The following is a 24,934-nucleotide window of genomic DNA, read 5'->3' on the forward strand; positions in this document are numbered from 1 at the left end:
GGGTGGATAACGATGGCACACCATCTTGTATCACTCTATTGACACAAGGTGCTGGCGGTGCTTGTATTGTTGCACTGGTACAAGTTGGGGAGGGGGAATCATGAACGCATCAATCGCGTCCGACGGATCTCCCCGCCCACCCGCGCCGCCGACACCGGAAGCATTGGGCGCCGGTGCGGTCACCGTGGACCCGGCGCATCCGTCGGGTCCCGCCGAACAGGTCCGCAGCCAGCTCGCTGCACTGATCCAGGGCGGTGTGCTGGCAGCCAATGCCAAGCTGCCCACCGTGCGCCAGCTCGCCGGGGACCTGCGTCTGGCCGCAGGCACCGTGGCCAAGGCCTACAGGGAACTGGAAGCAGCCGGGCTGGTCCGCACCGGCCGCGCCGCAGGAACCCGGGTCAACCCGGGCCAGGGCCTGGCCGCACCGGCACGCGCCGAAGCCCTGGTCTTCGCCAGGGCGGCACGCGCCGCGGGCCTGAACCTTGAACAGGCACAGGCGTTGCTCGCGGTGGGGTGGGACCGCACGGCAAGCTGAGAAATCACTTCGTCCCCGCCACCACCTGCCGGCGTCCGCACGCCAGGTGCCGGGGACCTCGAGGGCACGTCGAGGGGCTGCGGATGACGGACCCCGGCAGGGGTCTCCCGGCTCAAGGTGGGATGAACGATGGATATTCCGACAAGTACGATCCTGATATTGATTGCAGCGACAATCCTCGTGGTGGCCCTGGTGTGGGTGGTCGCCCGCTCGGTGCCGCGCACCCGTGGCAAACTCAAGGCGGAAACCGGGCGGCTGGATTCGCCAACCCGGAGATCCGCCGCCACGCTGCTGGCCGGATGGGGCACCGCTGCCGGTTGGGCGCTGGGCGCGGGCGTCGCGGTTTACGTGGCGACGCGCGTGGTCGCCGGTCTCTGGTTGAGGGCCCGGATTGACGCGGTTCTAGAGCCGTACTCTGCGGTGAGCGACGAGAATTTCCAGGGTTTCATGGCCTGCCAGAGGCTGCCGGAAGCAAGCCCCGGCGCCACGGAGACCGACGTTCAGCGCTGCATGGATGCCTTGGTTGAGGCGCCCGCAGGCCCGCCGGAAATCAATGAGGCGTGGCCAATACTGCTTGGCTGGATCGCACCCCTGGTCGCGGCACTGGTCGTCCTGGCCCTGCTGGCCCTGATGTTGGCCCGGCACCGTGCATCCGCGGCCCCGGAGCCCGTGGTTCTTTCGGCACAGCTACGCCCACGGGGCATCGTGAGCTTTGGTCCTCGCTGGGCACTGGCCATCCCCGGGATCGCAGCCCTGATGCTGTTCGGATTGCTCCTGGTCACCGGGCTTGCCTCCAGCCCGGACGGCTGGGGCAGGTTTACCCAGCTGGTTGTTCCGCGCAACAGCTCAGCGCCCTCACCGAGCGGAGGATACGGGCTGCCGTTGACCCCGGGGACCGAATCGGCACTGTTCCCCGGGTGGTTCTACGGTGTTCCGGTCATCGTGGCGGCGCTGGTGCTGCTGCTTATTGCCGGTGCCTTGCTGCGGTCGCTGGCCCAGGCCCCGCGTCCGGTGGATCCGGGCCTTCTGGGGGTAGATGACCTGGCACGCACCCTGAAGGCCAAGTTTGTTGCCGGTGTTGCAGGAGCGGGATTGCTGACCGCGCTGGGCTCGATGGGGCTCCATGCCGGTGGCGCCATGCTGACCTTGGCGGGGGATGTGCGTCAGGTTGAAGGGCAAGCTGAGTTCTTCTATCACGACAGCATGCTCAGCGGTGTTTATCTTGCCGTTGCTGGCTTGCTGTACTGGGTGCTGGCGATCCTGATGCTGGTACTGGCCTTCGCTGCCGTGGTTGAACTGGTGGCGGCACGTTCGCTGGCGGTTGCGGTGGCCCTGGACGAGGAACCACAGGGTTCGGCATCCCCAACGCCGTAGCCGGCAGTAGGAACCCGCTGGCCGCCAGCCCCGGAACGGGAGGGCTGGATGCCAACGGCATAAGGGATGGCTAGTTCTTCCAGCCGATTTCGCGGGCGATGTTCGCGATCTCCGTCATCACGTGCGCGTTGTAGTCCACGCCCAGCTGGTTCGGCAGGGCGAAGAGCACGTAGTCGGCCTCGCCGATCGCCTCGTCGGCCATGAACTGGGCCGCGACCTCCTCGGGGGAGCCCGAGTAGGTGGGGCCCGAGCGGGCCACCGAGCCGTCCAGGATCCCCACCGAGTCCCCGCGTTCGCGGCGCCCGAAGTAGATATCGTCCTTGTCGGTGGTGATCGGGAACGCGCTGCGGGTCACCGCGGTCATCCCGCCGGTGGTGTGCCCGCTGGCGGCGTATGCAGCCTTGTACCGGCGCAGCTGGTCGGCCTGCAGCACATGGAAGGGCCGCCCGTCGTCCTCCAGCAGCAAGGTGGAGGAGAGCAGGTTCATGCCCACCCCTCCGGTCCACAGCCCCGAGCCGATGGTCGCCGCTCCCCACCAGATCCTGTTTTCCAGGCCGGGGGAGATGGGGTTGATCGGCAGCAGTTCGTCCTGCTCGTGGTGGTGGTGTCCGCCGGGTTCCGGGTGGGCGATGCCTGCCCCGGAGATCGCCTTGCGGAACAGGGCGGTGCGTTCGCGGGTCTCGTTGGCCCAGCTGTTGCCCGGTTCCAGGTGGTAGCCGAACTGGTGCTGTCCGTCGCGGGCCGGCTCGGGCGAGCCGCGGCTGACGCCCAGCGGCAGCCGGCCGTTGCTGATCGCATCCACGGCACCGGCCTGCTCTGCCATGTATAGGGGATTTTCGTACCTCATGTCGATCACCCCGGTGCCGACCTCGAGCGTCGTGGTTTTCGCCGCCATGGCGGCCAACAGGGGGAATGGCGTGGAGAGCGAATTGCCAAAGTGGTGCACCCGCATCCAGACTCCGTCGAACCCGGATTCCTCGGCCGCCACGGCCAGGTCCACCATTTGGCGCACAGCGTCGGCGCCGGTGGGCACCGGCGAATTGCTGGAGCCGCCCGAGTGGCCGAAGGTCAAGAAACCGATCTTTTTCACGCTTCACCCTTTTTCATGCAAACGTATCTACTTCGGCTACAGCGGCGGGACGCTCGTGAATATTCCCGATGTGATCCACAAGTCTGCCCCGCGGTGACACGGATTTGCATCTATTTGAGAGAATGGGTTAGTGACTGCAATTGCCGATGTAACCGAAAACGCCGCGCCCACCCCGGCGAAGCTTGAGCTGCCCCCGCTGAAACTGGGCAAGCACACCATTGACACCCCGGTGATCCTTGCCCCCATGGCAGGCATCACCAACAAGGCCTTCCGCCGGCTCTGCCGCGAATACGGCGGCGGGGTGTACGTCACCGAGATGGTCACCTCCCGGGCATTGGTGGAACGCAACACCGAGTCGATGCGCATCATCTCCCACGATCCGGACGAGGAACTGCGCTCGGTCCAGCTCTACGGCGTGGACCCCAAGACCGTCGGCGCCGCCGTGCGCCTGATCGTCGAGGAAGACCGCGCCGACCACATCGACCTGAACTTCGGCTGCCCGGTCCCCAAGGTCACCCGCAAGGGCGGGGGAGCGGCGCTTCCATGGAAGACCGACCTGTTCACCGCCATCATCGAGGCCGCCACCACCGAGGCCGCCCGCGGGGAGGTGCCCCTGACCATCAAGATGCGCAAGGGCATCAACGAGGACCACCTCACCTACATCGAATCGGGCAAGATCGCCCGCGACCACGGCGTCGCGGCCGTCGCCCTGCACGGGCGCACCGCCAGCCAGTACTACTCCGGCAAGGCCGACTGGGACTCGATCGCACGCCTGCGCGAGGCCCTGCCGGACATGCCGGTGCTGGGCAACGGGGACATCTGGAGCGCCGAGGACGCCGTGGCCATGGTCCAGCAGACCGGTGTCGACGGCATCGTCGTGGGCCGCGGCTGCATGGGCCGCCCCTGGCTTTTCGGGGACCTGCAGGCAGCCTTCGAGGGGACCGACAAGCGCTACACGCCCGGTCTGGCCAAGGTCGCCGAGACCGTCTACCGCCACGCGGAACTGCTCACCGAGTACTTCGAGGACGAATTCAAGGGCCTGCGCGATATCCGCAAGCACATGGCCTGGTACTTCAAGGGCTACCCGGTCGGCGGGGACATCCGCTCCGCCCTGGCCCAGGTCCCCACCCTGGAGGTCTTGCGCGAACTGCTGGCCCAGCTCGACCTGGACATGCCCTACCCGGGCAAGGATGCCGAGGGCCAGCGCGGCCGCGCCGGCTCCCCGAAAAAGACGCACCTGCCCGACGGCTGGCTTTCGACCCGTGAGATGAACGAGAACCACAAGGCCATGATCGCCGCGGCCGAACTAGACATTTCCGGCGGCTAAGGAGCTCCATGTTGCAGATTCCCGGATACACCGAAGCGGATGCCGAACGCTGGGCCCCCGAACCGCCCAAGAAGGCCTACCGCACCGCGTTCGAACGTGACCGCGCCCGGGTGCTGCACTCCTCGGCGCTGCGCCGCCTGGGCGCCAAGACCCAGGTCGTCGCGCCGTCCTCGGACGACTTCGTGCGCACCCGGCTGACCCACTCCCTGGAGGTCGCCCAGGTGGGCCGCGAGCTGGGTGCCACCCTGGGCTGCGACCCGGACGTGGTGGACACCGCCTGCCTGTCCCACGACCTGGGCCACCCGCCCTTCGGGCACAACGGCGAGACCGCCCTGAACGAGTTGGCCCGCGACATCGGCGGGTTCGAGGGCAACGCCCAGACCCTGCGCCTGCTGACCCGCATCGAGACCAAGACCTTCCGGCACAACGGCGCCTCGGCCGGGCTGAACCTCACCCGCGCCTCGCTGGATGCCGCATGCAAGTACCCCTGGCTGCGCGCCGACGCCCCGGAAAGGAACGGGAAGAAGACCTCCAAGTTCGGCGTCTACGCCGACGACGCCCCGATCTTCGACTGGCTGCGCTCCGGCTCGGGCGCCGAGGCCCGGCAGACCTGCATCGAGGCCCAGGTCATGGACCTGGCCGACGACATCTCCTACTCGGTGCACGACGTCGAGGACGCCATCAACGCCGGGCGCTTCCAGCTGCGCTGGATCAAGGATCCTGACCAGCGCGCCCGCGTCATCACCTTCACCCGCCAGTGGTACCTGCCGCACGTCGAGGACGCCGTGATCGACGCGGCGTTCAAGCGCCTGGAGGCCACCGCGGAATGGGTTCCGCACACCGACGGCTCACGCCGCTCCATGGCCGCGCTGAAGGACATGACCAGCCAGTTCATCGGCCGCTTCTGCCAGTCCGCGATCGATGCGACCCGCGAGCAGTTCGGCCACGGGGAACTGACCCGCTTCAACGCGGCCCTGATCGTCCCCGAATCCACCGAGCACGAGATCGCCGCCATGAAGGGCCTGGCCACCGCGTACGTGATGACCAGCGACGAGCGCAAGCCCATCTACGCCCGGCAGCGCGAAACCCTCATGGAACTGGTGACACTGCTCAACGAGACCGGGGACAGGTACCTGGAACCGCTGTTCGCCGCCGACTGGCGCGACGCCGCGGACGACGCCGACCGGTTGCGCACCGTCATCGACCAGGTGGCCTCGCTCACCGACGCCTCGGCCATCGAATGGCACGCCACCCTGGTGCTGGGCAAGAGCTTTTCCGAGCGGCTCTTCTAGGCCCGGCCCGCCCGATCCACAGCCCGTGGCCCGGCGGAACCTGCCACCGGTGAATGGTCACTAGACTGGAGGGCATGGCAGGCCTGATTAAGCGTGAAGATATCGACGAAGTCCGCAACCGCACGGACATCAAGGAAGTCATCGACGGATATGTGACGCTGAAATCCGCCGGTGTCGGTTCGTGGAAGGGCCTGTGCCCCTTCCACGACGAACGCTCCCCGTCCTTCCACGTGCGCCCGCAGGTCGGTTCCTTCCACTGCTTCGGCTGCGGGGAATCGGGCGACGTGATCGCCTTCCTGCAGAAGATCAACCACGGCACCTTCTCCGAGACCGTCGAGCAGCTGGCCGCCCGCGTCGGCATCGAGCTGCACTACGAGGACGGTGGCACCGGGCCGCGCCGCGAGGAGACCGGCCGCCGCCAGCGCCTGCTGGACGCCCACAAGATCTCCGAGGAGTTCTTCCGCGAACAACTGACCACCCCCGGTGCAGCGGCCGGCCAAAAATTCCTCTCCGAGCGCGACTTCGATGCCGAGGCCGCCGCGCACTTCGGCGTCGGCTACGCACCGCAGGGCTGGGACGCATTGCTCAAGCACCTGCGCGGCCGCGGCTTCCAGGACGAGGAACTCAAGCTGACCGGAATCTTCTCCGAGGGCAACCGCGGGATCTACGACAGGTTCCGCGGCCGGCTCATCTGGCCCATCCGCGACCTCACCGGGGCCACCATCGGCTTCGGGGCGCGCAAGCTCTACGAGGACGACCAGGGCCCCAAGTACCTGAACACCCCCGAGACCCAGCTCTACAAGAAGTCCCAGGTCCTCTACGGGGTCGACCTGGCCAAGCGCGAGATCACCAAGACCCGCCAACTGGTCGTGGTCGAGGGCTACACCGACGTGATGGCCTGCCACCTCTCGGGCATCGGCACCGCCGTGGCCACCTGCGGCACCGCCTTCGGCACCGACCACATCAAGATCGCCCGCCGACTGCTGCGCGACGACGGATCCGGCGGCGAGGTGGTCTTCACCTTCGACGGCGACGCCGCCGGCCAGAAGGCCGCGCTGCGCGCCTTCGAGGAAGACCAGAAGTTCATCGCGCAGACCTACGTCGCGGTCGAACCCACCGGGGCGGACCCGTGCGACCTGCGCCAGACCCGCGGCCCGGAGGCCGTGCGCGAACTCATCGACTCCAAGCGGCCGCTGTTTGAGTTCGCCATCAAGGCGGGCCTGAAGAACTACAACCTCAACACCGTCGAGGGGCGGGTGCAGGCGCTGCGCGTCAGCGCGCCGATCGTCGCCGGCATCCGCGACTCGGCCATCCGTCCGGCCTACGCCCGCGAACTGGCCGGCTGGCTCGGCATGGACATGGAGGACGTGAACCGCGCCGTGGGCGCCTCGGTGCGCCGCAACCGGATGCCCAAGAGCGCCGAGCCCCTCCACGGAAACGCGGGCCACGCGGCGCAGGAGCAACCCGCCGCACCGGTCTACTCCCGCCCGGACCCGCGCGACCCCGTGTCCCGGATGGAACGCGAGGCCCTGGAAGTGGTGCTGCAGCAGCCGGCGCAACTGACCGCCGAGCAGTGGCAGGCGTTCTACGACGCCCGGTTCATGGCCCCGGCCCATGCCGCGGTCCACGACGCCGTGCGTGCCGCCGGGCTCTCCGGTGCCACCCCCTCGCAGTGGGTCGAGGCGATCCGCCAGGAAGTTCCCGAACCGCTGCGCTCGTTCGTCTCCGAGCTGGCCGTCACCCCGTTGCCGGCGAGCACCACCGATGCCCTGCTGCGCTATTGCAACGACATCATCAACCGCCTCTTCGAACTGCAGATCACGCACCTGAAGGCGGAGAAGATGGGGGAGCTCCAGCGCATGGATCCGGAAGGCGATCCCGAGGGGTTCCAGCGCATCAACCGCGAGCTTTTGGAGCTGGAATTGCGTCGCCGGGCACTGCGCCAGGAGTAGTCGCCAACGGGGCCGGGAGCGATTTTTGTTTTCCCGAAACCTTGTGTAGAGTATTCCTCGTTGCATTCCTCCGTAGCTCAATTGGCAGAGCATCCGACTGTTAATCGGAAGGTTACTGGTTCAAGTCCATTCGGGGGAGCCAGAGAAGGAAATCCCGGTCCAATTGGTCCGGGATTTCCTGGTTTAACACCGGTTTTTGCCCGTTTCAGGCATGGCCGGGACCGCCGCGTGAATCTACGCTGGTGCCATGGAGTGGCTGGCGGCGTACGACTACGGCATGGCCCGCGAAATCCTGCAACGCGGGGTCGCGCTGATCTACCTCGTTGCCTTCGTTTCCACGCTGAACCAGTTCCCGGCACTGGCCGGCGAGCACGGGTTGCTTCCGGTGCCAAGGCTGCTTGCCGGGCCCGGTGCCCGACGGCCTTCGTTGTTCAGCCGGATCGGTTACTCGGACCGGAAACTGGTGGCGGTGTGCGCCGCCGGGATCGGAATCTCCGCGGTGCTGGTTGCAGGTCTTCCCCAGGCCGGGCCCCCGTGGCTGCCGCTGGCCGCCTTCCTGGCCCTGTGGGGCCTGTACATGTCGATCGTGAACGTGGGGCAGGTCTTCTACGGATTCGGCTGGGAAATGCTGCTGCTCGAGGCCGGGTTCACCGTGGGCCTGCTCGGTTCCCGGCAGGTCCCGCCACCGCTGACCATCCTGCTGCTGGTCGCCTGGCTGGTGTTCCGGCTGGAATTCGGTGCCGGAATGATCAAGTGGCGCCGGGACCCGGCCTGGCGAAACCTCACGGCCATGTACTACCACCACCAGACCCAGCCGATGCCCGGCCCGCTCAGCAGGCTCGCTCACCTGGCCCCGAAATGGTGGCACCGCATCGAGGCTGCGGGCAACCACGGAGCCCAGCTGCTGGTCCCGTTCCTGCTCTTTGCGCCCCAGCCGGTTGCCTCCGCCGCGGCCGGGGTCGTCATCGCCACGCAGCTGTGGCTGGTGATCACAGGCAACTTCGCCTGGCTGAACTGGCTCACCATCGTGCTGGCCACCTGCCGGATCAGCGATCCGGTGCTGCGGGGGATCCTTCCGTGGCTGCCGCCGGAAAGCGGGGTGCCCGCCGAGGCCCCGATCTGGTGGACCGTGCTGGTGCTGGCCGGCACGCTGTTGCTGGTGGTGCTCTCCATCCCGGCACTGCGCAACCTCGCCACCCCGGCCCAGCTCATGAATGCCGCGTTCAACAAGTGGCAGCTGGGCAACGCCTACGGTGCCTTCGGTACGGTCACCCGGGAACGGATCGAGATCGTCATCGAAGGCACCGAGGACGAAGCGGCCGCCGCGGCGAACTGGCTGGAATACGGGTTCAAGGGCAAGCCCGGGGATCCGGCCAGGCGGCCGCGCCAGTTCGCGCCCTACCACCTGCGCCTGGATTGGATGATGTGGTTCCTGCCGCTGGGCTCGATCCACCAGCGCTGGTTCTACACGCTGCTGGCCCGGCTGCTGGAGGCCGATGCCCGGACCCTGGCGCTGCTGCGGCACGACCCGTTCGCCGGAAGGAAACCGCGCTTCATCCGCGTGCTGACCTACCGCTACCGTTTTGCCACCGCGGCCCAGCACCGGAGCACCGGCGACCTGTGGGTGCGCGACCGGCGCCGGTTGGTGATCGGTCCCATCGAGCGGCAATGAACGGACCTCCGCCAGCTGGCGCGCACCGGCCGGGGATGGCCGTGGGAAGGCTGCAGGTCCGCCGGGCCGGGTGTCAGTAGGATGGGACGGTGGCTCATATCGACGTATCCGACATCCATTACTTCCTCTCCGACGGCACCCAGTTGCTCGGCGGCGTCACCTTCAAGGTGACAAGCGGCAGCAAGACCGCATTGATCGGCCCCAACGGCGCCGGGAAGACGACGCTGTTCAAGATCATCGCCGGCGACCTGAAATCCGACGAGGGTGTGGTCTCCCGCTCCGGAGGCATGGGCATCATGCGCCAGTTCGTGGGCCAGGTCCGCGACGAGTCCACGGTGCGCGACCTGCTGGTCTCCACCGCCTCGGCGGACCTTGCGGCGGCCGCCAAGGCCATCGACGAGACCGAGCTGCTGATGATGGAATCCAACGACGAGAAGGTGCAGATGCGCTACGCGCAGGCCATCATCGACTGGGGAGACGCCGGCGGCTACGAGCTGGAAACCGCGTGGGACAAGGTCTGCATGGCCGCCCTCGGGGTGCCCTTCGACCGCGCATCCCACCGCCTGGCCTCCACGCTCTCGGGCGGCGAGCAAAAGCGCCTCGTGCTCGAGGCGCTCTTCGAGGGCCCCGACGAGCTGTTGCTGCTCGACGAGCCGGACAACTACCTCGATGTCCCGGGCAAGCGGTGGCTCGAGGCAACGCTGAACGAGTCGCCCAAGACCGTGCTGTTCATCAGCCACGACCGCGAACTGCTCAACAACGCCGCCAACCGCATCGTCACCCTGGAACCGGGCCTCTCGGGCGCCACCGCGTGGATCCACGGCGGCGCCTTCGGCTCCTACGTCGACGCGCGCCGGGAACGCAACGAACGCTTCGAGGAGCTGCGCAAGCGCTGGGACGAGGAACATGCCAAGCTCAAGGAGCTGGTGAACATGTACAAGAACAAGGCGGCGTTCCGCTCCGACATGGCCAACCGCTACCACGCGGCCCAAACGCGCCTGGCCAAGTTCCTCGAGGCCGGCCCGCCCCAGGCCATCCCGCTGGAACAGAACGTCAACATGAGGCTCAAGGGCGGGCGCACCGCCAAGCGGGCCATCGTCGCCGAAAAATTGGAGCTCACCGGGCTGATGAAGCCCTTCAGCAACGAGATCTGGTTCGGGGACCGCGTGGCGATCCTGGGCTCGAACGGTTCGGGAAAGTCCCACTTCCTGCGCCTGTTGGCTTCCGGTGGCACGGATCCCGAACGCGAGCACCTGCCGGTGGCCGACTTCGAGATCGCCGAGGTCCCGCACAACGGAACCGTGAAGCTCGGCGCACGGATCCGCCCCGGGTTCTTCGCCCAGACCCACAGCCGCCCGGACCTCATGGGCCGGTCCCTGCTGGAGATCCTGCACCGCGGCGACGAACACCGCTCGGGCATGGCCCGGGAGGCGGCCTCGGGCGCGCTGGATGGCTACGGCCTGGCCGGCCAGGCCGAGCAGAAGTACGATTCGCTCTCCGGCGGCCAGCAGGCGCGTTTCCAGATCCTGCTGCTGCAGCTTTCCGGCGCGACGCTGCTGCTGCTCGATGAACCGACCGACAACCTCGACCTGCACTCCGGGGAGGCGCTGGAACGGGCCATCGAATCGTTCGAGGGAACCGTGCTGGCGGTGACCCACGACCGGTGGTTCGCCAGGTCGTTCGACCGATTCCTGGTGTTCGGTTCCAACGGGAAGGTCTACGAATCCACGGAGCCCGTTTGGGACGAAACCCGGGTGCAGCGGGACCGGTAGGCGGCGCTTTTCCGGCTGTGGCCAAGGACACGGCCGGAAAATCCGGACCCGGATTTGGGTTCCATTTGGGGCTCTGGTAACGTATAACTCGCTTCATTCCCCCGTAGCTCAATTGGCAGAGCGTCCGACTGTTAATCGGAAGGTTACTGGTTCAAGTCCATTCGGGGGAGCGCAAAATGGAATCCCCGCTCTCCTTGGGAGAGCGGGGATTTCTTGTGTCCGGGCAATCTCATACCGTGGGAGTACCCCTTCGGGTTGAGTCGTTTAAGCACGTCCGAGTGGTAGTTTTGGGTTGAGCGGACCGGGCCGGGGCCGCATGAAATGGAGACAGCATGTCTGGATCGGAATCGACTGGAAGCCAGTACCAGTCAGCGCCAACAACTTTAAAGGGACAAGTGAGCGGTCTGGGCCGCCTGATCCCGAACCAACTGGCCGACGAAGCCCGCATCGCCGCCAACGTCCTGAAGTCAAAGGGCATCAACGTCGGCGTTGCCGCAGGCGCCGGAATCCTGGCCCTCGCCCTGCTCGGCCTCATGGTGATCGCACTGGTCGTCGCTCTGGTCATGGGCATCGGCACCGTCATCGCACCGTGGCTTGCCGCGCTGCTGGTGGCCGCGGGATTCCTGGTCCTGGCCGTCATCCTTGGCTTGTTCGCGTTCCTGAGGGTCAAGAAGGCCATGCCCTTGCTGCCCGAGGAGGCAATCCGCGGATTCCGGCACGACATCGGCGTGGTGAAGGAAGGCAGCGCCTTCGACGTCTCCACGCTTGACGAGCCACGGCCTTCGAAGAAGAAGGACGAGCAGGATGCGGAGCAGGCCGGGGAGAAGGAACCCAAGGCCCCGAAGCCGACACACAACGAACTGGTCATCCGCACGCGTGAGCGCCGCGAGGAAATTGCCTTGCACCGCGACGGGCTGGGGCAGAAACTGGAAGTGCCCCTGCACCTGGGCGAGAAGATCTCCGACGCCGGACAAGCTGCCGGAGATGCCGTGAGCAAGGCCGCCGGCCAAGCCCGCCACCTCGCGGACACCGCTTCGGAGAAGGTCACCGAAGGCATGGAGCGGGCCACTGAAAAGCTCGCTTCGCTCAGTGGCCTCGAAGGCGAGAACGCCAAGGAAGCCCTGCGCGAACGCTGGCGTCCGTTGGCCATCATGGCCGGCTCGATGGCGATGTTCGCCGTCTTCCTGCGCAAGCTGCTGCGCAAGTAGCCAACTCCCCGCCCACCGCTTCCGCTTCACCCCCACCCCGGTGGATAAGAGCCGGAGGGCCGAGGCACCCCCCACAACCGGAAAATCTGTCCAAGGATCACGCAGACCCACGAAGGAGGCGAGCATGCGCATCATTGGAGCGGGGACACGCGACAATTTCGAATACCGCTTGCTCACCACCTTCTGGACGGTCCCGAACCTGATCACCGTTCTCAGGTTCCTGCTGGTTCCGCTGTTCGTCTGGCAGACCCTGGACATGCACTACGGCTGGGCGACGCTCACCCTGGTGATCCTGGGTTCCTCGGACTGGATCGACGGCTATGCGGCCCGCCGCCTGGACCAGATCTCAACGGTTGGCAAGTGGCTGGATCCGGTCGCCGACAGGCTTGCCCTGATCGTCATCGCCACGACCTTCGTCGCCACCGGCATCGCCCCGGCCTGGCTGGTGTTCTCGATCGTGATTCCCGATATCGTCCTGATCGTCAACACGTGGGTGCTCTTCCGCGGCAGCCCCAACCTCCCGGTGAGCAACCTTGGAAAGATCCGTACCGCATTGTTGTTGGTCGGGACCCCGTTGCTGCTCATGGGAAACACCGACTGGGGCAAGGGAACCATCCTGGGGGACATAGCAACGTGGAGCCTGGCACTGGCCTGCGTCCTGCATGTCATCGCGGCGGTCCACTACTTCATACTGGCCCACCGCAAGGCCAAGGCACTGAAGTCGGGAACTGAATGGTCTGGCTAGCGGTCACCGCCGCGATCGCCGGGGCGTTCTTTTTGGCCTTCGGCACCCAACGGCAATCCAGCGCGGTGCGTGCGAGCGCCGGCGGGTTGAATGTCACGGGTTTGGGGCTGCTGCGACTTTTCCGGACGCCCCGCTGGGTGTTCGGGTTGATCCTGCTGGGGATGGGCATGAGCCTGAACGTGTATGCCCTGGCAAGCGCACCCTTGACCGTGGTCCAACCCATTGGCGCCATTGCGCTGGTGATCACCACGGTGGTCAACGCCAGGGAACACCACATCAAGATGAACCGGCCCACGATCCTGGCGATCACCGCCTGCATGGTGGGCAGCGCGGCATTTGTGTTCCTGGCCATCGAGGTCAGCGCCAAGGAACACGAGATCACCAGCGGCCAGGAGCTGCTGACGATCATGATCCTGGCCATTGCCGTAGCGGTCTTCGGCGGTGCCGTGGTGCTGTTCCCGCACAGGCTCAGCGCGTTCTTCTACATCCTCGGGGCCGGGGTCCTCTTTGGATTCGTGGCGGTATTGGTCAGGACCATTTCGGTGGCTCTGCTCGATCCCAACGGCCGCTTCATCGCGAATGTTTCCTGGTACTCGATCCTGGCCGTGATCGTCGCGGGACTGCTGGGCTCCTATTTCGTGCAGAACGCGTATTCCAAGGGACCGCCCGACCTGGTGATTGCCGGTTTGACCGTGATCGATCCGATCGTGGGCATCTCCATCGGGATTGCGATCTTTGGTGAACTCGATCCCAATGTCCAACCCGCCGTGGCGTTGAGCATGGTCGGCGCCGGATGCATTGCTATCGTGGGGGTGATCGCCTTGTCCCGGCACCATCCGGACGTGCTCGAACGCAAGGCAGAAGCCAAGCGACGAACCAGGATCACCGACGGCAAATAGCCGGCATCGATTTCCTGCGACAGCCCAACCAAGACAATGAAACGACAACCGTGGCCTCAAGTAGTGGTCATGTCAAGGAGTGAACACACCCCGTGACGGGCGAGAAACCATTGAAGATCCTGATTGCGGCCGATACCTACCATCCGGATGTGAACGGCGCCGCGGTCTTTTGCTATCGCCTGGCCACGGCGATGACCGAGCGCGGGCACGAAGTGCACGTCATGGCCACCCGACCGGACAAGGGGCCCACGGTCACCGAGGTCCTGCCCGAGGCGACCGTCCACCGGCTGCGCTCGCATGGTGTGCCAACGCACGAGTACTTCCGCATTTGCTTCCCCTGGGAGGTCAACCCCGAGATCAAGGCGCTGATCAACGAGATCAAGCCGGACGTCGTCCACGCCCAATGCCACTACATGATCGGCCAGGGAGCCTTGGCCTACGCGGGCAAGCGGGGCATACGGATGGTCGCCACCAACCACTTCATGCCGGAAAACCTGGACCCGTTCCTGCCGTTCCCCAAGTGGTTCAAGCGGATCGTCGCACGCAATTCCTGGCGCGACATGGGCAAGATCATGGGCAAGGCGCATGTCGTCACCACCCCGACCCCACTGGCCGCCCGGGCCATGACCCAGTACGCGCGACTGGGCAAGGTGCTCCCGCTGTCCAACGGCATCGAATCCAGCAATTACGAGCTCGGATCCGCCGAAGCGATCGACCGCAACCCGTATCCCACGATCCTGTTCGTGGGCCGGCTGGCGGTGGAGAAGAACGTCAACGAACTCATTGACGCCCTGACCCTGATGAAGCACGTCCCGGACGCGCATTTGGAGGTCATTGGCGGCGGCGAGCAGCGGGGCCCGCTGGAAAAGCTGGCACGCGAAAAAGGCGTGGCCAACCGCGTGCACTTCCTGGGGCACGTCGATGACGAGGAACTGCGCAGCGCCTACCTGCGCTGCGACGTGTTCTGCCAGCCGGGCACCGCGGAACTGCAATCGCTGGTGACGTTGGAGGCGCTCTCCGCTTCCAAGCCCGTGGTGTTGGCCAACGCCATGGCATTGCCCCACCTGGTCGATGACGGCGTCAACGGCTACCTGTTCGAACCGGGGGACCGCGCAGACTTGGCCGACAAGCTGGACTCGATCCTGGCCATGGCCCCCGAGGACCTGGCCGTGATGGGCAAGGCGGGCCATGCCAAGGCCGCCCTGCACAGCCACAGCAAGACAATGGACACCTTCGAGGCGATCTATCGGGGCGCGAGCGCCGAGGACTTCCTGCCCTGATCTTCGCGATGGCCAACGGTTTTTGGATGTTGAAGATGAAAACCCGCGACGTAATCCATTAGGATGGCTGGGGATGTTTCAGTGATCGCCGTTCTTGGCGGATTGTTTGCTGGTCCACCCGGTATTGGGGCGGTAGCTCAGTTGGTCAGAGCAGAGGACTCATAATCCTTTTGTCGTGGGTTCAAGCCCCACCCGCCCTACACCTGGACGGCCTAGTCGGACCCTGCAGACAGGGATTCTGGCTAGGCCGTTTTTCGTGCTTTCTGCGTTATTTGGCGGGAGTTTTGGTGGGATTTCCCGCAGAAACCAACCACAACGGGAAACCAAACGGAACGAGGCGCATCCTGCAACCCTCCGCGGCGGTGGCCGCCGACTCCGTTAGGCTCGAAAGGCCTGGGGGAATCGATCCCGAGGCAGCGACTTCGCCCAAGCAGCGCCCGCAACACGTTAACTCCAAGCATCACCGCCGAAAGGACGAAACCGGTCCATGCATTGCGTCATCTTCGTCGACCAACACCCCGACACGCTCGGGGGCATGCAAACCTCCGTGCGGCTGCAGCGACGCTTCCTTGAACTGGCCGGACACCGGGTCACCATCGTCTCCCCGCGGTACCGCGGCAAGCACGCATCCGACCCGGCAGTCATCGAACTGCCCTCGATTCCGTTGGGTCCGGGGGAATACTCGCTGTGCATCCCCGGGAAACGCAGCGACAAGGCCCTGGCACGGGCGATCGCCGGCCGCGGCCCGGTGGACGTGGTGCACATCCAGGCCGATTTCTGGCAGGCCATCATCGGCTACCGCTTCGCCAAGGAACAGAACCTGCCGGTGGTCCACACCATGCACAACCGCCTCGACGTCGGGATCGCGGCCACCATGCCGTTCCCGGGACTCGTCCAACGCGGATTCGGCCTGGCCCAGAAGGCCTTCCTGCACACCGGCCGGGGCGTGGCGGCCACGGCGTGGACCTATCTGGCACGTTTCACCGACCACGCGCGGCGGGTGACAGCTCCCTCGAGCCACTTCGCCCGGCTGCTGGAACAGGAGGGCGTCTTTGGCGCCGTGGACGTGGTGCCGAACGGCATGGACGATGGGATCGCCGCCGAGCTCCTGGCCCAGCCCCCGGCGGCCCGCAATCCGCGCCCGCGCCTGGTGTGGGTGGGCCGGTTCAGCGCCGAAAAACGCCTGCTTCCCTTCTTGGACGCGGTGGCCCTGGCCAACCTGGATGCCGAGGTCCACGTCTTCGGGGACGGCGCGGACCGCGCCAAGGCCGAAGCCAAGGCCACCGCCTTGGACAAGCCAACCGTGCTGATCCGCGGAAAGGTCCCTTACCGGCAAATGCTCGCCGAACTGCGCCGGGCCGATGCCTTGGTGCAGACCTCCCAGGGATTCGAGACCCAGGGCATGACGGTCTACGAGGCAGCCGCGCTGGGAACCCCGTCGCTGCTCAGCGACCGGGCCATCGCCGAGGACCTGCCCCCGGGCGTCTACTGGCTCACGGAAGACGACTCGATCGAGGCACTGGCCAAGGCCCTGGACCACTGCGTTTCCCAGGTGCGCGACGGCAGCGGACCGCAGACCGGATCCTTCGACCCGGAGTCCTTCCTGCAAAGCCGGCAAACCCGGCTCATGGCCACGGTCTACGAAGAGGCCATCGCGGGCTTTGCCGCCGAGTCGCGCCCGGGAGCCTAGCCAGTCCGCGAAGCGCCTACCCCAGCGGCAGCAGGATCGAGGGACGGGTGTCACGGATCGTGAGCAGCGGGTCGATGTACTCCCCGTCCAGCCGCAGGCCCCAGTGCAGGCAGCGGGCATCGCAGTGGGCACCGGTGGCGATCATCCCGATCTCGTCGCCGGTCCCGACGATCGCACCGACCACCAGGGTGCTGCGCACCGGTTCGAGGCTGGTGAGCAGGCCCGCGCCGTGGTCGATGACGATGACCGGCCGGTCCACGATGCGCCCCGTGAAGGAAACGATTCCCGCGGCCGGGGCACTGACGGTGTCCCCGGGGGACCCGGCGAGGTCGACCCCGCGGTGTCCGCTGAGCCAGCGCTTGGCCGGCGGGTCGAAGGCCCTGAGCACCTCGGGCACCGGCGGCAGCGGCCAGTTCCAGGAACCGGCCGCTGCCGGGGCCGGGTTTGCGCGGACGGGGGACAGCGGGGAGGCCCCGGCCGGGGCCAGCAGCACGGCCGCGCCCACCACGAGGCCGGCGAAGGCGGAAACGGTTTTCATGTCCACGAGCATGGGCCCGAACCCGGCGCCCCGCAGCGGGTCGCCGCCGGGCTGTGGAGCGACTGCTGGGATGTGATGCACGTCCCGCGCTTCTGTGCGGATGGGTCAATTTCGCGGTCCTTGGCCTGTAGTACACTGGAACACGCGGTTCTCTGTGCCTTCTTCTCGCCTGCGCGAAAAGCGGAACACATGAAACCGACTTCGCGCATGAATGATCCATGCAGCCAAATTCCAACACTTTTGTGGCGGATGGCAGCGTGCGATGGCTAGGCCCACGGTCCGATTCACTTCGGTTGAGGCTTGGCATGACGGTTCTTCCGTTGCTTTCATGCCAGGGGTTGCCTCCAATTCCGGATGCGCACCATCAACCGATAACAATGGCAGTTACCGCGGTCCAGCAATGGGCCGGCCAGCTACTGCCGGAAGGAGTTGCGACATGCCAGTCGTAACCATGCGCCAGCTGCTCGACAGCGGCGTTCACTTTGGACACCAGACCCGTCGTTGGAACCCGAAGATGAAGCGATTCATCTTCACGGAGCGCAACGGCATCTACATCATTGACTTGCAGCAGTCGCTGTCGTACATCGACCGCGCCTACGAGTTCGTCAAGCAGACCGTTGCCCACGGCGGCACCGTGCTGTTCGTCGGCACCAAGAAGCAGGCTCAGGAAGCAATTTCCGAGCAGGCAACCCGCGTTGGCCAGCCGTACGTCAACCAGCGCTGGCTCGGTGGCATGCTCACCAACTTCCAGACCGTTTCCAAGCGCATCTCGCGCATGAAGGAACTGGAAGAGATCAACTTCGAGGATGTTGCCGGTTCGGGCCACACCAAGAAGGAGCTGTTGCTGCTCAAGCGCGAGCTCACCAAGCTGCAAACCAACCTTGGCGGCATCCGCAACCTGACCAAGACCCCTTCGGTCATCTGGGTTGTTGACACCAAGAAGGAGCACTTGGCCATCGACGAGGCACACAAGCTGGGCATCCCGGTTGTTGCCATCCTCGACACCAACTGCGACCCGGACGAAGTCCAGTACCCGATCCCGGGCAACGACGACGCCATCCGCTCCGTCAACCTGCTCACCCGCGTTGTTGCAGACGCCGTTGCCGCTGGCCTGATCGCCCGCAACAACAAGGCTGCAGGCAACACCGAAGCCCCGGCCGAGCCGCTGGCCGAGTGGGAGCGCGAACTGCTCGAGGCCTCCAAGGCCGAGGCACCGGCCGCCGAGGCTGCTGTTGAAGCTGCTCCGGCAGCCGAAGAAGCACCCGTCGCAGAAGCTGCCCCGGCAGCCGAAGAGGCACCTGCCGCAGAAGCAGCCCCGGCTGCAGACGAGGCACCGGCCGCTTCGGCCGAGTAGTCACAAAACCAAGATTCCGGATGCCGGTGTTTCCCCGCACGGGGGAACGCCGGCATCGGGGACAAACCGCGGGACGGGCCACATTCGGCCCGTCCTTCGGCGAAAAAGCTCAAAACCACTTATGAATGGGGTTGCACGTGGCAAACTACACCGCTGCTGACATTAAGGCACTGCGCGAGCGCACCGGCGCTGGCATGATGGACGTCAAGAAGGCCCTCGACGAGGCCAACGGCGACGCCGAGAAGGCCATGGAGCTCATCCGCATCAAGGGCCTCAAGGGCGCCACCAAGCGCGAAGGCCGTTCGACCTCGGAAGGCCTCGTTGCCGCCAAGGTCATCGACGGCACCGTCGGCGTCATGATCGAGCTTTCCTGCGAGACCGACTTCGTCGCCAAGAACGACAAGTTCATCGCCCTGGCCGCCCAGGTCCTGGACGTTGCAGTCTCCTCCGGCGCAGCCGACCTGGAAACCCTGTTGGCCGTCGACGTCAACGGCAAGGCTCTTGGCGACATCGTCACCGAAGAGGGCGCAGTGCTGGGCGAGAAGGTCATCGTCCGCCGCCTGTCCCGTGTCGAGGGTGCAACTGTTGATGCATACCTGCACAAGACCTCCAAGGACCTCCCGGCCCAGGTTGGCGTCCTCGTGGCCGTCGATGGCGCCGGCGACGGTGCCTTCACCGTTGCACACGACGTGGCAGTGCACACCGCCGCCATGGCACCGACCGTGCTGTCCCGCGAAGAGATCGACCCGGAGGTCGTCGAGTCCGAGCGTCGCATCGCCATGGAGACCGCCGTGGCCGAGGGCAAGCCCGAAGCCGCACTGACCAAGATCGTTGAAGGACGCCTGACCGGCTTCTTCAAGGAGCAGGTGCTGGTCGACCAGGCATTCGCCAAGGATGCCAAGAAGACCGTGGGCAAGGTGCTGGAAGAAGCCGGCGTCAACGCCACTGCTTTCGCACGCTTCCGCGTTGGTGCATAAGTAGCTCCAACAGCAGGTAAATTGGTTCCCGGGCCATAGGCCCCGATGACCGATTGCTTCACACCAAGGTAAAGGGGGTGGCCACTTCACGGTGGCCGCCCCTTTTTCCTGCCAGCACCCAGGCCCCGCGCACGCGCGCGGCGGCCGCCCCCCAACAGCAACGACGTGGGCCGGCACCGACCCGCATGCAGGAGGAATCACACCCCCATGGACGCAACCCCTGAACCGATTGAACACACCCACGCCCCGCGTCGCCGCCGGGTCCTGCTGAAGCTTTCCGGAGAGGTCTTCGGCGGCGGCAAGCTGGGCGTCGACCCCGTCACGGTGCGCGGAGTGGCCGAGCAGATCGCTGCCACCGTGGGCAAGGTCGAGGTCGCCATCGTCGTCGGCGGCGGCAACTTCTTCCGCGGCGCCGAACTCTCGGCCTCCGGCATGGACCGCTCCCGCGCGGACTACATGGGCATGCTCGGCACCGTGATGAACTGTCTGGCCCTGCAGGACTTCCTGGAACAGGCCGGGGTCGACACCCGCGTGCAGTCCGCGATCTCCATGGCCCAGGTCGCCGAGACCTACATCCCGCGCCGCGCCATCCGCCACATGGAAAAGGACCGCGTGGTCATCTTCGGCGCCGGCGCCGGCCTGCCGTACTTCTCCACCGACACCGTGGCCGCCCAGCGCGCCCTCGAGGTCGACGCGGACGTGGTGCTGATGGCCAAGAGCGGCGTCGACGGCGTCTACACCGCGGACCCGAAGAAGGACCCCACGGCCACCAAGCTCGAGCACCTCACCTACGACGAGGCCCTCATCAAGGACATCCGCGTGATGGACCAGACCGCGATGACCATGTGCAAGGACAACAAGCTGGAGATGATGGTCTTCGGCATGGAGGGCGACGGAAACGTCACCCGCGCGATCCTTGGCGAAAAGATCGGCACCCGCGTCACCATCTAGGTGCCCCGTGCCACGGCCCTGCGTGGCATAGGATTGTTCACAAGCCCAGAAACTACCGGTCACCGTACGCATACCTGGCCGAACTCAAAGGAGTAGAACGTGATTGAGGATATCCTCGTCGAGGCAGCCGAGAAGATGGACAGCACCATCGAGAACGCGAAGGAAGACTTCTCCGCGATCCGCACGGGCCGCGCCCACCCGGGAATGTACGCCAAGGTGATGGTTGACTACTACGGCACCCCGACCCCGCTGCAGCAGCTGGCATCCTTCGCGATCCCGGACGCACGCACCATCTTGATCAGCCCCTACGACGTCTCCGCCCTGCGCGAGATCGAAAAGGCCCTGGGCGACTCCGAGGTCGGGGCCAACCCGTCCAACGACGGCAAGACCATCCGCGTGATCATGCCGGTGCTGACCCAGGAACGCCGCAAGGAATACGTCAAGGTCGTCCGCGGCAAGGGCGAGGACGCCAAGGTCGCGCTGCGCAACGTGCGCCGCCGCGCCAAGGACGGCATCGACAAGCTGGTCAAGGACGGCGAGGTCGGCGAGGACGACGGCGCACGCGCCGAGAAGGAACTCGACGCCCTGACCAAGTCCCACACCGACGGCATCGACGATTTGCTCAAGCGCAAGGAAACCGAGCTGCTGGAAGTCTAATGTCCAACCCCACCGAGCCGAGCGAGGGAGCCGCAAGGTCCCTTCCGGAGCCGTCGCCGGATTCCGGCGGGCTTGAACCAAAGACGCGGCGAAGCAGCAAGGCCACCGCCAAGAAGGCCTCGCGGGCCGGCCGGGACCTCCCGGCGGCCATCGTCGTGGGCCTGCTGCTGCTGGCCGTGGTGCTCACCGGGCTGTTCTGGCTGCCGTTGGCATTCGTCGCCACGGTGGCGGTCTTCGGGGTCGTGGGCTGCTGGGAGGTGTCCCGTGCGCTGAACAGCACCGGCATCGACACCCCGCTGGTTCCGCTGGCCGTCGGCGGGATCGCCATGCCGTTCTCCGCGTACTACGGGGGGCTCGAGGCCCTGGGCATGGCGTTCACCGCCAGTGCGCTGCTGGTGTTCCTCTGGCGGATCATCGAGGGCCCGGCCAAGTCGGTGGCCTCGATCACCGGCAGCCTGTTCGTGCTCTCCTGGGTTCCGCTGATGCTTTCCTTCGCGGTGTTGCTGCTCAACGAACCGCGCGGGCACCTGCTGGTGACCACGATGCTGCTGCTGGTGGTCTCCAACGACACCTTCGGCTACCTGGTGGGCGTGCTCTTCGGCAAGCACCCGATGGCGCCGAAGATCAGCCCGAAGAAGTCCTGGGAGGGCTTCGCCGGCTCGGTCGCCGGTGCCACGGTCGTGGGCGTTGCCGCAGCGGTGTTCCTGCTGGATCTTCCCTGGTGGGTCGGGATCCCGCTGGCCGTGGCCACGGTTGCCGCGTCCACGGCGGGGGACCTGGCCGAATCCATGGTCAAGCGCGAACTGGGCATCAAGGACATGAGCAGCATCCTGCCCGGGCACGGAGGGGTCATGGACCGGCTCGATTCGGTGGTCTTCGCGATCCCCGTGACGTATATCCTCACCATTTTGCTGATCCCCGGCGCGCTTTAGTCCCGTGGCCGCCCGCGCCTCCCTAAGATGGATGTGCAGGCAGGTGCAGCCCCGTCCGGGGCCGCGTGTCACCCGCAGCACCACAGTGCCGGTTCACCGGTACGCATTACCGAGATCAAGGAAAGAATTGTGAGTCAGGAAAAGGCACAGCCGGTCCCCGCCCCTTTTGAGCGCGTGGGGGAGAAGGAATTCGGTTACAACACCAAACAGGTGGATGTGTTCCTCGCCCGCGCCCGCGCCACGTTCAACGGCGACGGGGACGACGATTCGATTGTCACCAGCCACATGGTGCGCCGCACCGTCTTCCCGGCCCAGCGCGGCGGCTACAGCGCCCGCGAGGTCGACGGCGCCCTGGACCGCCTGGAGGACGTCTTCGCCCAGCGTGAACGCGACGCCCTGATCCAGACCAACGGCGAGGAAGCCTGGCTGCAGCAAGTCGGGCGGCTCTCGGCGATCCTGCGCGGGCGGTTGCACCGCTCCCCGGGCGAGCGTTTCCGCCGCCCCTCGCGCGCCAACGCGTCGAGCTACAACGTCCAGGACGTGGACAAGCTCTGCAGCCAGCTCATCGACTACTTCGAAAAAGACGTCCCGATGAGCGTGGATGCGGTGCGCCGCGCCGAATTCCGCCGGGCCGAGGGCGAGCACGGTTACGAGGAATCGCAGGTCGACGCGTTCCTGGACCGCGTTGTGGAGCTGATGGCTTCGATCGACTGATCCCTGGGGGGATCGCCGACACAGGTAAAGACGAACAAGAATGCGGCCGGTTGCCGGGGGTTCCCCGGCAACCGGCCGCATTATTTGTGGCGGGGCTAGGACCGCGGAATCGTTCGGCGGCGGCGGCGGCTCAGGGAAGCGGTTCGTCCAGCGCCTCGGGAACATGCAGCCGGGCCATGACCGCATCGATGCGCCCGGGCGCGCGGTGCCGGGTGAACAGGGACACCGTGATCATCACCAGGAAGGCCAGGGGCACGCACCAGGCGGCCGGCTGGGAGACCAGGGCGTGGAAGGAATCCGGCTCGTTGGGCAGCGCGGCCGCCAGCATCAGGGCCGACCCGCAGCCCAGGGCCCCGGCCACCATCCCGGAGATTGCGCCGGCCACGGTGAGGCCGCGCCACCAGATGCCCAGCAGCAGCAGCGGGCAGATGGTCGAGGCGGTGAACGCAAAGACCGAGCCGATGGCCCCGGCCAGCGCGAAGCTGGAAGTGCCCAGGGCCAGCAGCAGCGGGACCGCGGTGGCGATCAGCGTGGAGATCCTGAAACCGCGCACCGTGCCGCGGAACAGGTCCTGGGAGATGGTCCCGGCCAGCGAGACCACGAGGCCCGAGGAGGTGGAGAGGAACGCGGCGAACGCCCCGCCGATGATGATCGCGGTCAGCGCGTCCCCGGCCACCCCGCCCAGGATCCGACCGGGCAGCAGCAGCACCGTGGCGTCGGCGTTCCCGCTGGTGGACAGCTCCGGGGTGTAGGCCCGGCCCAGGATGCCCAGCACCGTGGGGAAGAGGTAGAACAGGGCCAGCAGGCCCAGCACGATCGCGGTGGTCTTGCGGGCCGAGGGCCCGTCGGGGTTGGTGTAGAAGCGCACCAGCACATGCGGCAGGCCAAGGGTGCCAAAGAGCAGGGCCACCAGCAGCGAGATGTTGTAGTACAGCCCCCGGTTGGCGGACGGGTCGGTGGCCGTATCGAAGATGGCCCCGTCGAGGGTTGCCGACTCCCCGTTCAGCCCCAGGTGCAGCAGCAGGAACACCGCCGGGATCGCCAGGGCGGCGAGCTTGAGCCAGTACTGGAAGGCCTGGACGAAGGTGATCGAGCGCATCCCGCCGGCCAGCACCGTGAGGCACACGATCCCCATGACCAGCAACGAGCCCAGCCAGCCCGGCAGCCCGGTGCTGATGCCCAGGGTCAGCGAGGCGCCGTGCAGCTGCGGGACGATGTAGAGCCAGCAGATGACCACCACCAGGAAGCTGGTGAGCCGGCGCAGTTTCATCGAGCCGAAGCGGATCTGCGCGAAGTCGGGGATGGTGTAGGCGCGCGACCGGCGCAGCGGGGCGGCCACGAAGAGCAGCAGCATCAGGTACCCGGCGGTGTACCCGATGGGGAACCAGAGCCCGTCCTGCCCGGAGACCACGATCAGCCCGGCAATGCCCAGGAACGATGCGGCCGAGAGGTATTCCCCGCCGATGGCGCTCGCATTCCACCAGGGCTTGACGGTGCGCGAGGCCACGTAGAAGTCCCCGGTGGTCCGGGAGAGCCGCAGCCCGTTGACGGCGATGAGCACGGTGGCCACCGACACGAGCAGCACCGAGAGCAGGGCGACGGCGGGATTGATCATGGCTTGGCGATGCTCCGGTACTTGGCCTCGTTGCGTGCGGCGGCCTTGTTGTAGAGGAATGCCGAGATCAGGATCAGCGGGTAGACGCCCACGCCCAGGATCCACCAGGGCAGCGGGATGGTGGCCAGCCGGATGTTGTTGATTTCGGGCCAGGTGAACACCATCACGGCCAGGCCCACGAGCAGCAGCAGGAAGCCCAGGGCCACGGAGACCGCCAGGCGCAATTGCGAGCGGATCAGCGAATGGACGTAGAAGGTGTCGGCCGCATCGGGCGCCGAGCGGCGGGCGATGTTCAGCATGGTCCCGGCCGGGGCGCTGACCCGCACGCGGGTCCCGGTGGGCGGGGGCAACATCCCGTCC

At 66.4% G+C, this 24,934-nt stretch carries 22 protein-coding genes and 3 tRNA genes; 21 read left to right on the plus strand and 4 right to left on the minus strand.

The genetic code is table 11. From position 1 onward, the window contains the following. The first annotated feature begins 100 nt into the window (after window positions 1-100). Window positions 101-535 (plus strand): GntR family transcriptional regulator, encoded by a 435-nt coding sequence (locus tag FPY90_RS19640; RefSeq protein ID WP_498682916.1) that lies wholly within the window; start codon window positions 101-103, stop codon window positions 533-535. 159 nt (window positions 536-694) lie between these two features. Continuing rightward, window positions 695-1,909, plus strand: a complete 1,215-nt coding sequence (locus FPY90_RS19645) for a hypothetical protein (protein ID WP_498682917.1) — start codon at window positions 695-697, stop codon at window positions 1,907-1,909. Between the two features lie 70 nt (window positions 1,910-1,979). On the opposite strand, the gene FPY90_RS19650 is transcribed toward FPY90_RS19645, so the two are convergent. Next, window positions 1,980-2,999, minus strand: a complete 1,020-nt coding sequence (locus FPY90_RS19650; protein ID WP_498682919.1) for an LLM class flavin-dependent oxidoreductase — start codon at window positions 2,997-2,999, stop codon at window positions 1,980-1,982. Window positions 3,000-3,129: 130 nt separating this feature from the next. On the opposite strand from FPY90_RS19650, the gene dusB reads away from it, so the two are divergent. From dusB to FPY90_RS19715, 13 genes are all read left to right on the plus strand, one after another. Continuing rightward, window positions 3,130-4,326 (plus strand): tRNA dihydrouridine synthase DusB, encoded by a 1,197-nt coding sequence (gene dusB / locus FPY90_RS19655; RefSeq protein WP_175475495.1) that lies wholly within the window; start codon window positions 3,130-3,132, stop codon window positions 4,324-4,326. Window positions 4,327-4,334: 8 nt separating this feature from the next. Then, window positions 4,335-5,618, plus strand: coding sequence for a deoxyguanosinetriphosphate triphosphohydrolase (locus tag FPY90_RS19660; protein ID WP_498682922.1), 1,284 nt, complete (start codon window positions 4,335-4,337; stop codon window positions 5,616-5,618). Between the two features lie 74 nt (window positions 5,619-5,692). Further along, on the plus strand, window positions 5,693-7,570 hold the full coding sequence (gene dnaG / locus FPY90_RS19665; RefSeq protein ID WP_071215608.1) for a DNA primase: 1,878 nt from the start codon (window positions 5,693-5,695) through the stop codon (window positions 7,568-7,570). Window positions 7,571-7,636: 66 nt separating this feature from the next. Continuing rightward, window positions 7,637-7,712: transfer RNA gene (locus tag FPY90_RS19670), tRNA-Asn, on the plus strand. 105 nt (window positions 7,713-7,817) lie between these two features. After that, window positions 7,818-9,242: a lipase maturation factor family protein gene (locus FPY90_RS19675; protein WP_071215609.1), complete on the plus strand. Its 1,425-nt coding sequence runs from the start codon at window positions 7,818-7,820 to the stop codon at window positions 9,240-9,242. Between the two features lie 89 nt (window positions 9,243-9,331). Then, entirely contained in the window at window positions 9,332-11,014 is a 1,683-nt protein-coding gene (locus FPY90_RS19680; RefSeq protein WP_498682924.1) for an ABC-F family ATP-binding cassette domain-containing protein, read from the plus strand. 97 nt (window positions 11,015-11,111) lie between these two features. Beyond that, window positions 11,112-11,184: transfer RNA gene (locus FPY90_RS19685), tRNA-Asn, on the plus strand. Window positions 11,185-11,409: 225 nt separating this feature from the next. Next, a complete protein-coding gene (locus tag FPY90_RS19690; RefSeq protein ID WP_498682926.1) occupies window positions 11,410-12,222 on the plus strand; it encodes a phage holin family protein in 813 nt (270 codons plus the stop codon). Between the two features lie 124 nt (window positions 12,223-12,346). Further along, entirely contained in the window at window positions 12,347-12,967 is a 621-nt protein-coding gene (locus FPY90_RS19695) for a CDP-alcohol phosphatidyltransferase family protein (protein ID WP_071215612.1), read from the plus strand. Further along, the gene (locus tag FPY90_RS19700; protein ID WP_071215613.1) at window positions 12,955-13,866 is read left to right on the plus strand and encodes a DMT family transporter; all 912 of its coding nucleotides are present in this window, start codon (window positions 12,955-12,957) and stop codon (window positions 13,864-13,866) included. The genes FPY90_RS19695 and FPY90_RS19700 overlap by 13 nt, the downstream gene beginning before the upstream one ends. Before the next feature lie 92 nt (window positions 13,867-13,958). Further along, a complete protein-coding gene (locus FPY90_RS19705) occupies window positions 13,959-15,146 on the plus strand; it encodes a glycosyltransferase (RefSeq protein ID WP_071215614.1) in 1,188 nt (395 codons plus the stop codon). Between the two features lie 126 nt (window positions 15,147-15,272). Further along, window positions 15,273-15,346: transfer RNA gene (locus tag FPY90_RS19710), tRNA-Ile, on the plus strand. 287 nt (window positions 15,347-15,633) lie between these two features. After that, window positions 15,634-16,836: a glycosyltransferase gene (locus FPY90_RS19715; protein ID WP_498682929.1), complete on the plus strand. Its 1,203-nt coding sequence runs from the start codon at window positions 15,634-15,636 to the stop codon at window positions 16,834-16,836. Window positions 16,837-16,852: 16 nt separating this feature from the next. Here FPY90_RS19715 and FPY90_RS19720 read toward each other — a convergent pair whose 3' ends face one another. Further along, window positions 16,853-17,374 (minus strand): M23 family metallopeptidase, encoded by a 522-nt coding sequence (locus FPY90_RS19720; protein WP_071215755.1) that lies wholly within the window; start codon window positions 17,372-17,374, stop codon window positions 16,853-16,855. 436 nt (window positions 17,375-17,810) lie between these two features. Here FPY90_RS19720 and rpsB point away from each other — a divergent pair, with 436 nt between their 5' ends. The 6 genes from rpsB (at window position 17,811) to FPY90_RS19750 (ending at window position 22,959) form a co-directional block, all read left to right on the plus strand. Continuing rightward, complete coding sequence (gene rpsB, locus FPY90_RS19725; protein WP_071215616.1) at window positions 17,811-18,728, plus strand: 30S ribosomal protein S2; 918 nt, start codon at window positions 17,811-17,813, stop codon at window positions 18,726-18,728. 137 nt (window positions 18,729-18,865) lie between these two features. After that, window positions 18,866-19,705 (plus strand): translation elongation factor Ts, encoded by an 840-nt coding sequence (gene tsf, locus FPY90_RS19730; protein ID WP_498682931.1) that lies wholly within the window; start codon window positions 18,866-18,868, stop codon window positions 19,703-19,705. A 207-nt stretch (window positions 19,706-19,912) separates the two neighbouring features. Further along, the gene (gene pyrH, locus FPY90_RS19735) at window positions 19,913-20,656 is read left to right on the plus strand and encodes a UMP kinase (RefSeq protein ID WP_071215617.1); all 744 of its coding nucleotides are present in this window, start codon (window positions 19,913-19,915) and stop codon (window positions 20,654-20,656) included. A 99-nt stretch (window positions 20,657-20,755) separates the two neighbouring features. Continuing rightward, on the plus strand, window positions 20,756-21,313 hold the full coding sequence (frr, locus tag FPY90_RS19740; RefSeq protein WP_071215618.1) for a ribosome recycling factor: 558 nt from the start codon (window positions 20,756-20,758) through the stop codon (window positions 21,311-21,313). Further along, entirely contained in the window at window positions 21,313-22,245 is a 933-nt protein-coding gene (locus FPY90_RS19745) for a phosphatidate cytidylyltransferase (RefSeq protein ID WP_498682932.1), read from the plus strand. Before frr ends, FPY90_RS19745 begins: the two co-directional genes overlap by 1 nt. 129 nt (window positions 22,246-22,374) lie before the next feature. Then, window positions 22,375-22,959, plus strand: coding sequence for a DivIVA domain-containing protein (locus FPY90_RS19750; protein ID WP_071215620.1), 585 nt, complete (start codon window positions 22,375-22,377; stop codon window positions 22,957-22,959). A gap of 130 nt (window positions 22,960-23,089) precedes the next feature. On the opposite strand, the gene FPY90_RS19755 is transcribed toward FPY90_RS19750, so the two are convergent. After that, window positions 23,090-24,571: a sodium/solute symporter gene (locus FPY90_RS19755; protein ID WP_071215757.1), complete on the minus strand. Its 1,482-nt coding sequence runs from the start codon at window positions 24,569-24,571 to the stop codon at window positions 23,090-23,092. Beyond that, entirely contained in the window at window positions 24,571-24,927 is a 357-nt protein-coding gene (locus tag FPY90_RS19760) for a hypothetical protein (RefSeq protein ID WP_071215621.1), read from the minus strand. The genes FPY90_RS19755 and FPY90_RS19760 overlap by 1 nt, the downstream gene beginning before the upstream one ends. Window positions 24,928-24,934 lie beyond the last annotated feature (7 nt).

The sequence above is a fragment of the Arthrobacter sp. C2 genome, from assembly GCA_024207135.1.
Classification (GTDB): Bacteria; Actinomycetota; Actinomycetes; order Actinomycetales; family Micrococcaceae; genus Paeniglutamicibacter.

Excerpts from the sequence above, each read along its gene's own strand:
- FPY90_RS19695 (WP_071215612.1), top strand. The coding sequence starts at position 12,347 with ATGCGCATCATTGGAGCGGGGACACGCGACAATTTCGAATACCGCTTG.
- rpsB (WP_071215616.1), top strand. The coding sequence starts at position 17,811 with ATGCCAGTCGTAACCATGCGCCAGCTGCTCGACAGCGGCGTTCACTTT.
- FPY90_RS19640 (WP_498682916.1), top strand. The coding sequence starts at position 101 with ATGAACGCATCAATCGCGTCCGACGGATCTCCCCGCCCACCCGCGCCG.
- FPY90_RS19745 (WP_498682932.1), top strand. The coding sequence starts at position 21,313 with ATGTCCAACCCCACCGAGCCGAGCGAGGGAGCCGCAAGGTCCCTTCCG.
- pyrH (WP_071215617.1), top strand. The coding sequence starts at position 19,913 with ATGGACGCAACCCCTGAACCGATTGAACACACCCACGCCCCGCGTCGC.
- FPY90_RS19660 (WP_498682922.1), top strand. The coding sequence starts at position 4,335 with ATGTTGCAGATTCCCGGATACACCGAAGCGGATGCCGAACGCTGGGCC.
- FPY90_RS19715 (WP_498682929.1), top strand. The coding sequence starts at position 15,634 with ATGCATTGCGTCATCTTCGTCGACCAACACCCCGACACGCTCGGGGGC.
- FPY90_RS19675 (WP_071215609.1), top strand. The coding sequence starts at position 7,818 with ATGGAGTGGCTGGCGGCGTACGACTACGGCATGGCCCGCGAAATCCTG.
- FPY90_RS19760 (WP_071215621.1), bottom strand. The coding sequence starts at position 24,927 with ATGTTGCCCCCGCCCACCGGGACCCGCGTGCGGGTCAGCGCCCCGGCC.
- FPY90_RS19700 (WP_071215613.1), top strand. The coding sequence starts at position 12,955 with ATGGTCTGGCTAGCGGTCACCGCCGCGATCGCCGGGGCGTTCTTTTTG.
- dnaG (WP_071215608.1), top strand. The coding sequence starts at position 5,693 with ATGGCAGGCCTGATTAAGCGTGAAGATATCGACGAAGTCCGCAACCGC.
- FPY90_RS19720 (WP_071215755.1), bottom strand. The coding sequence starts at position 17,374 with ATGAAAACCGTTTCCGCCTTCGCCGGCCTCGTGGTGGGCGCGGCCGTG.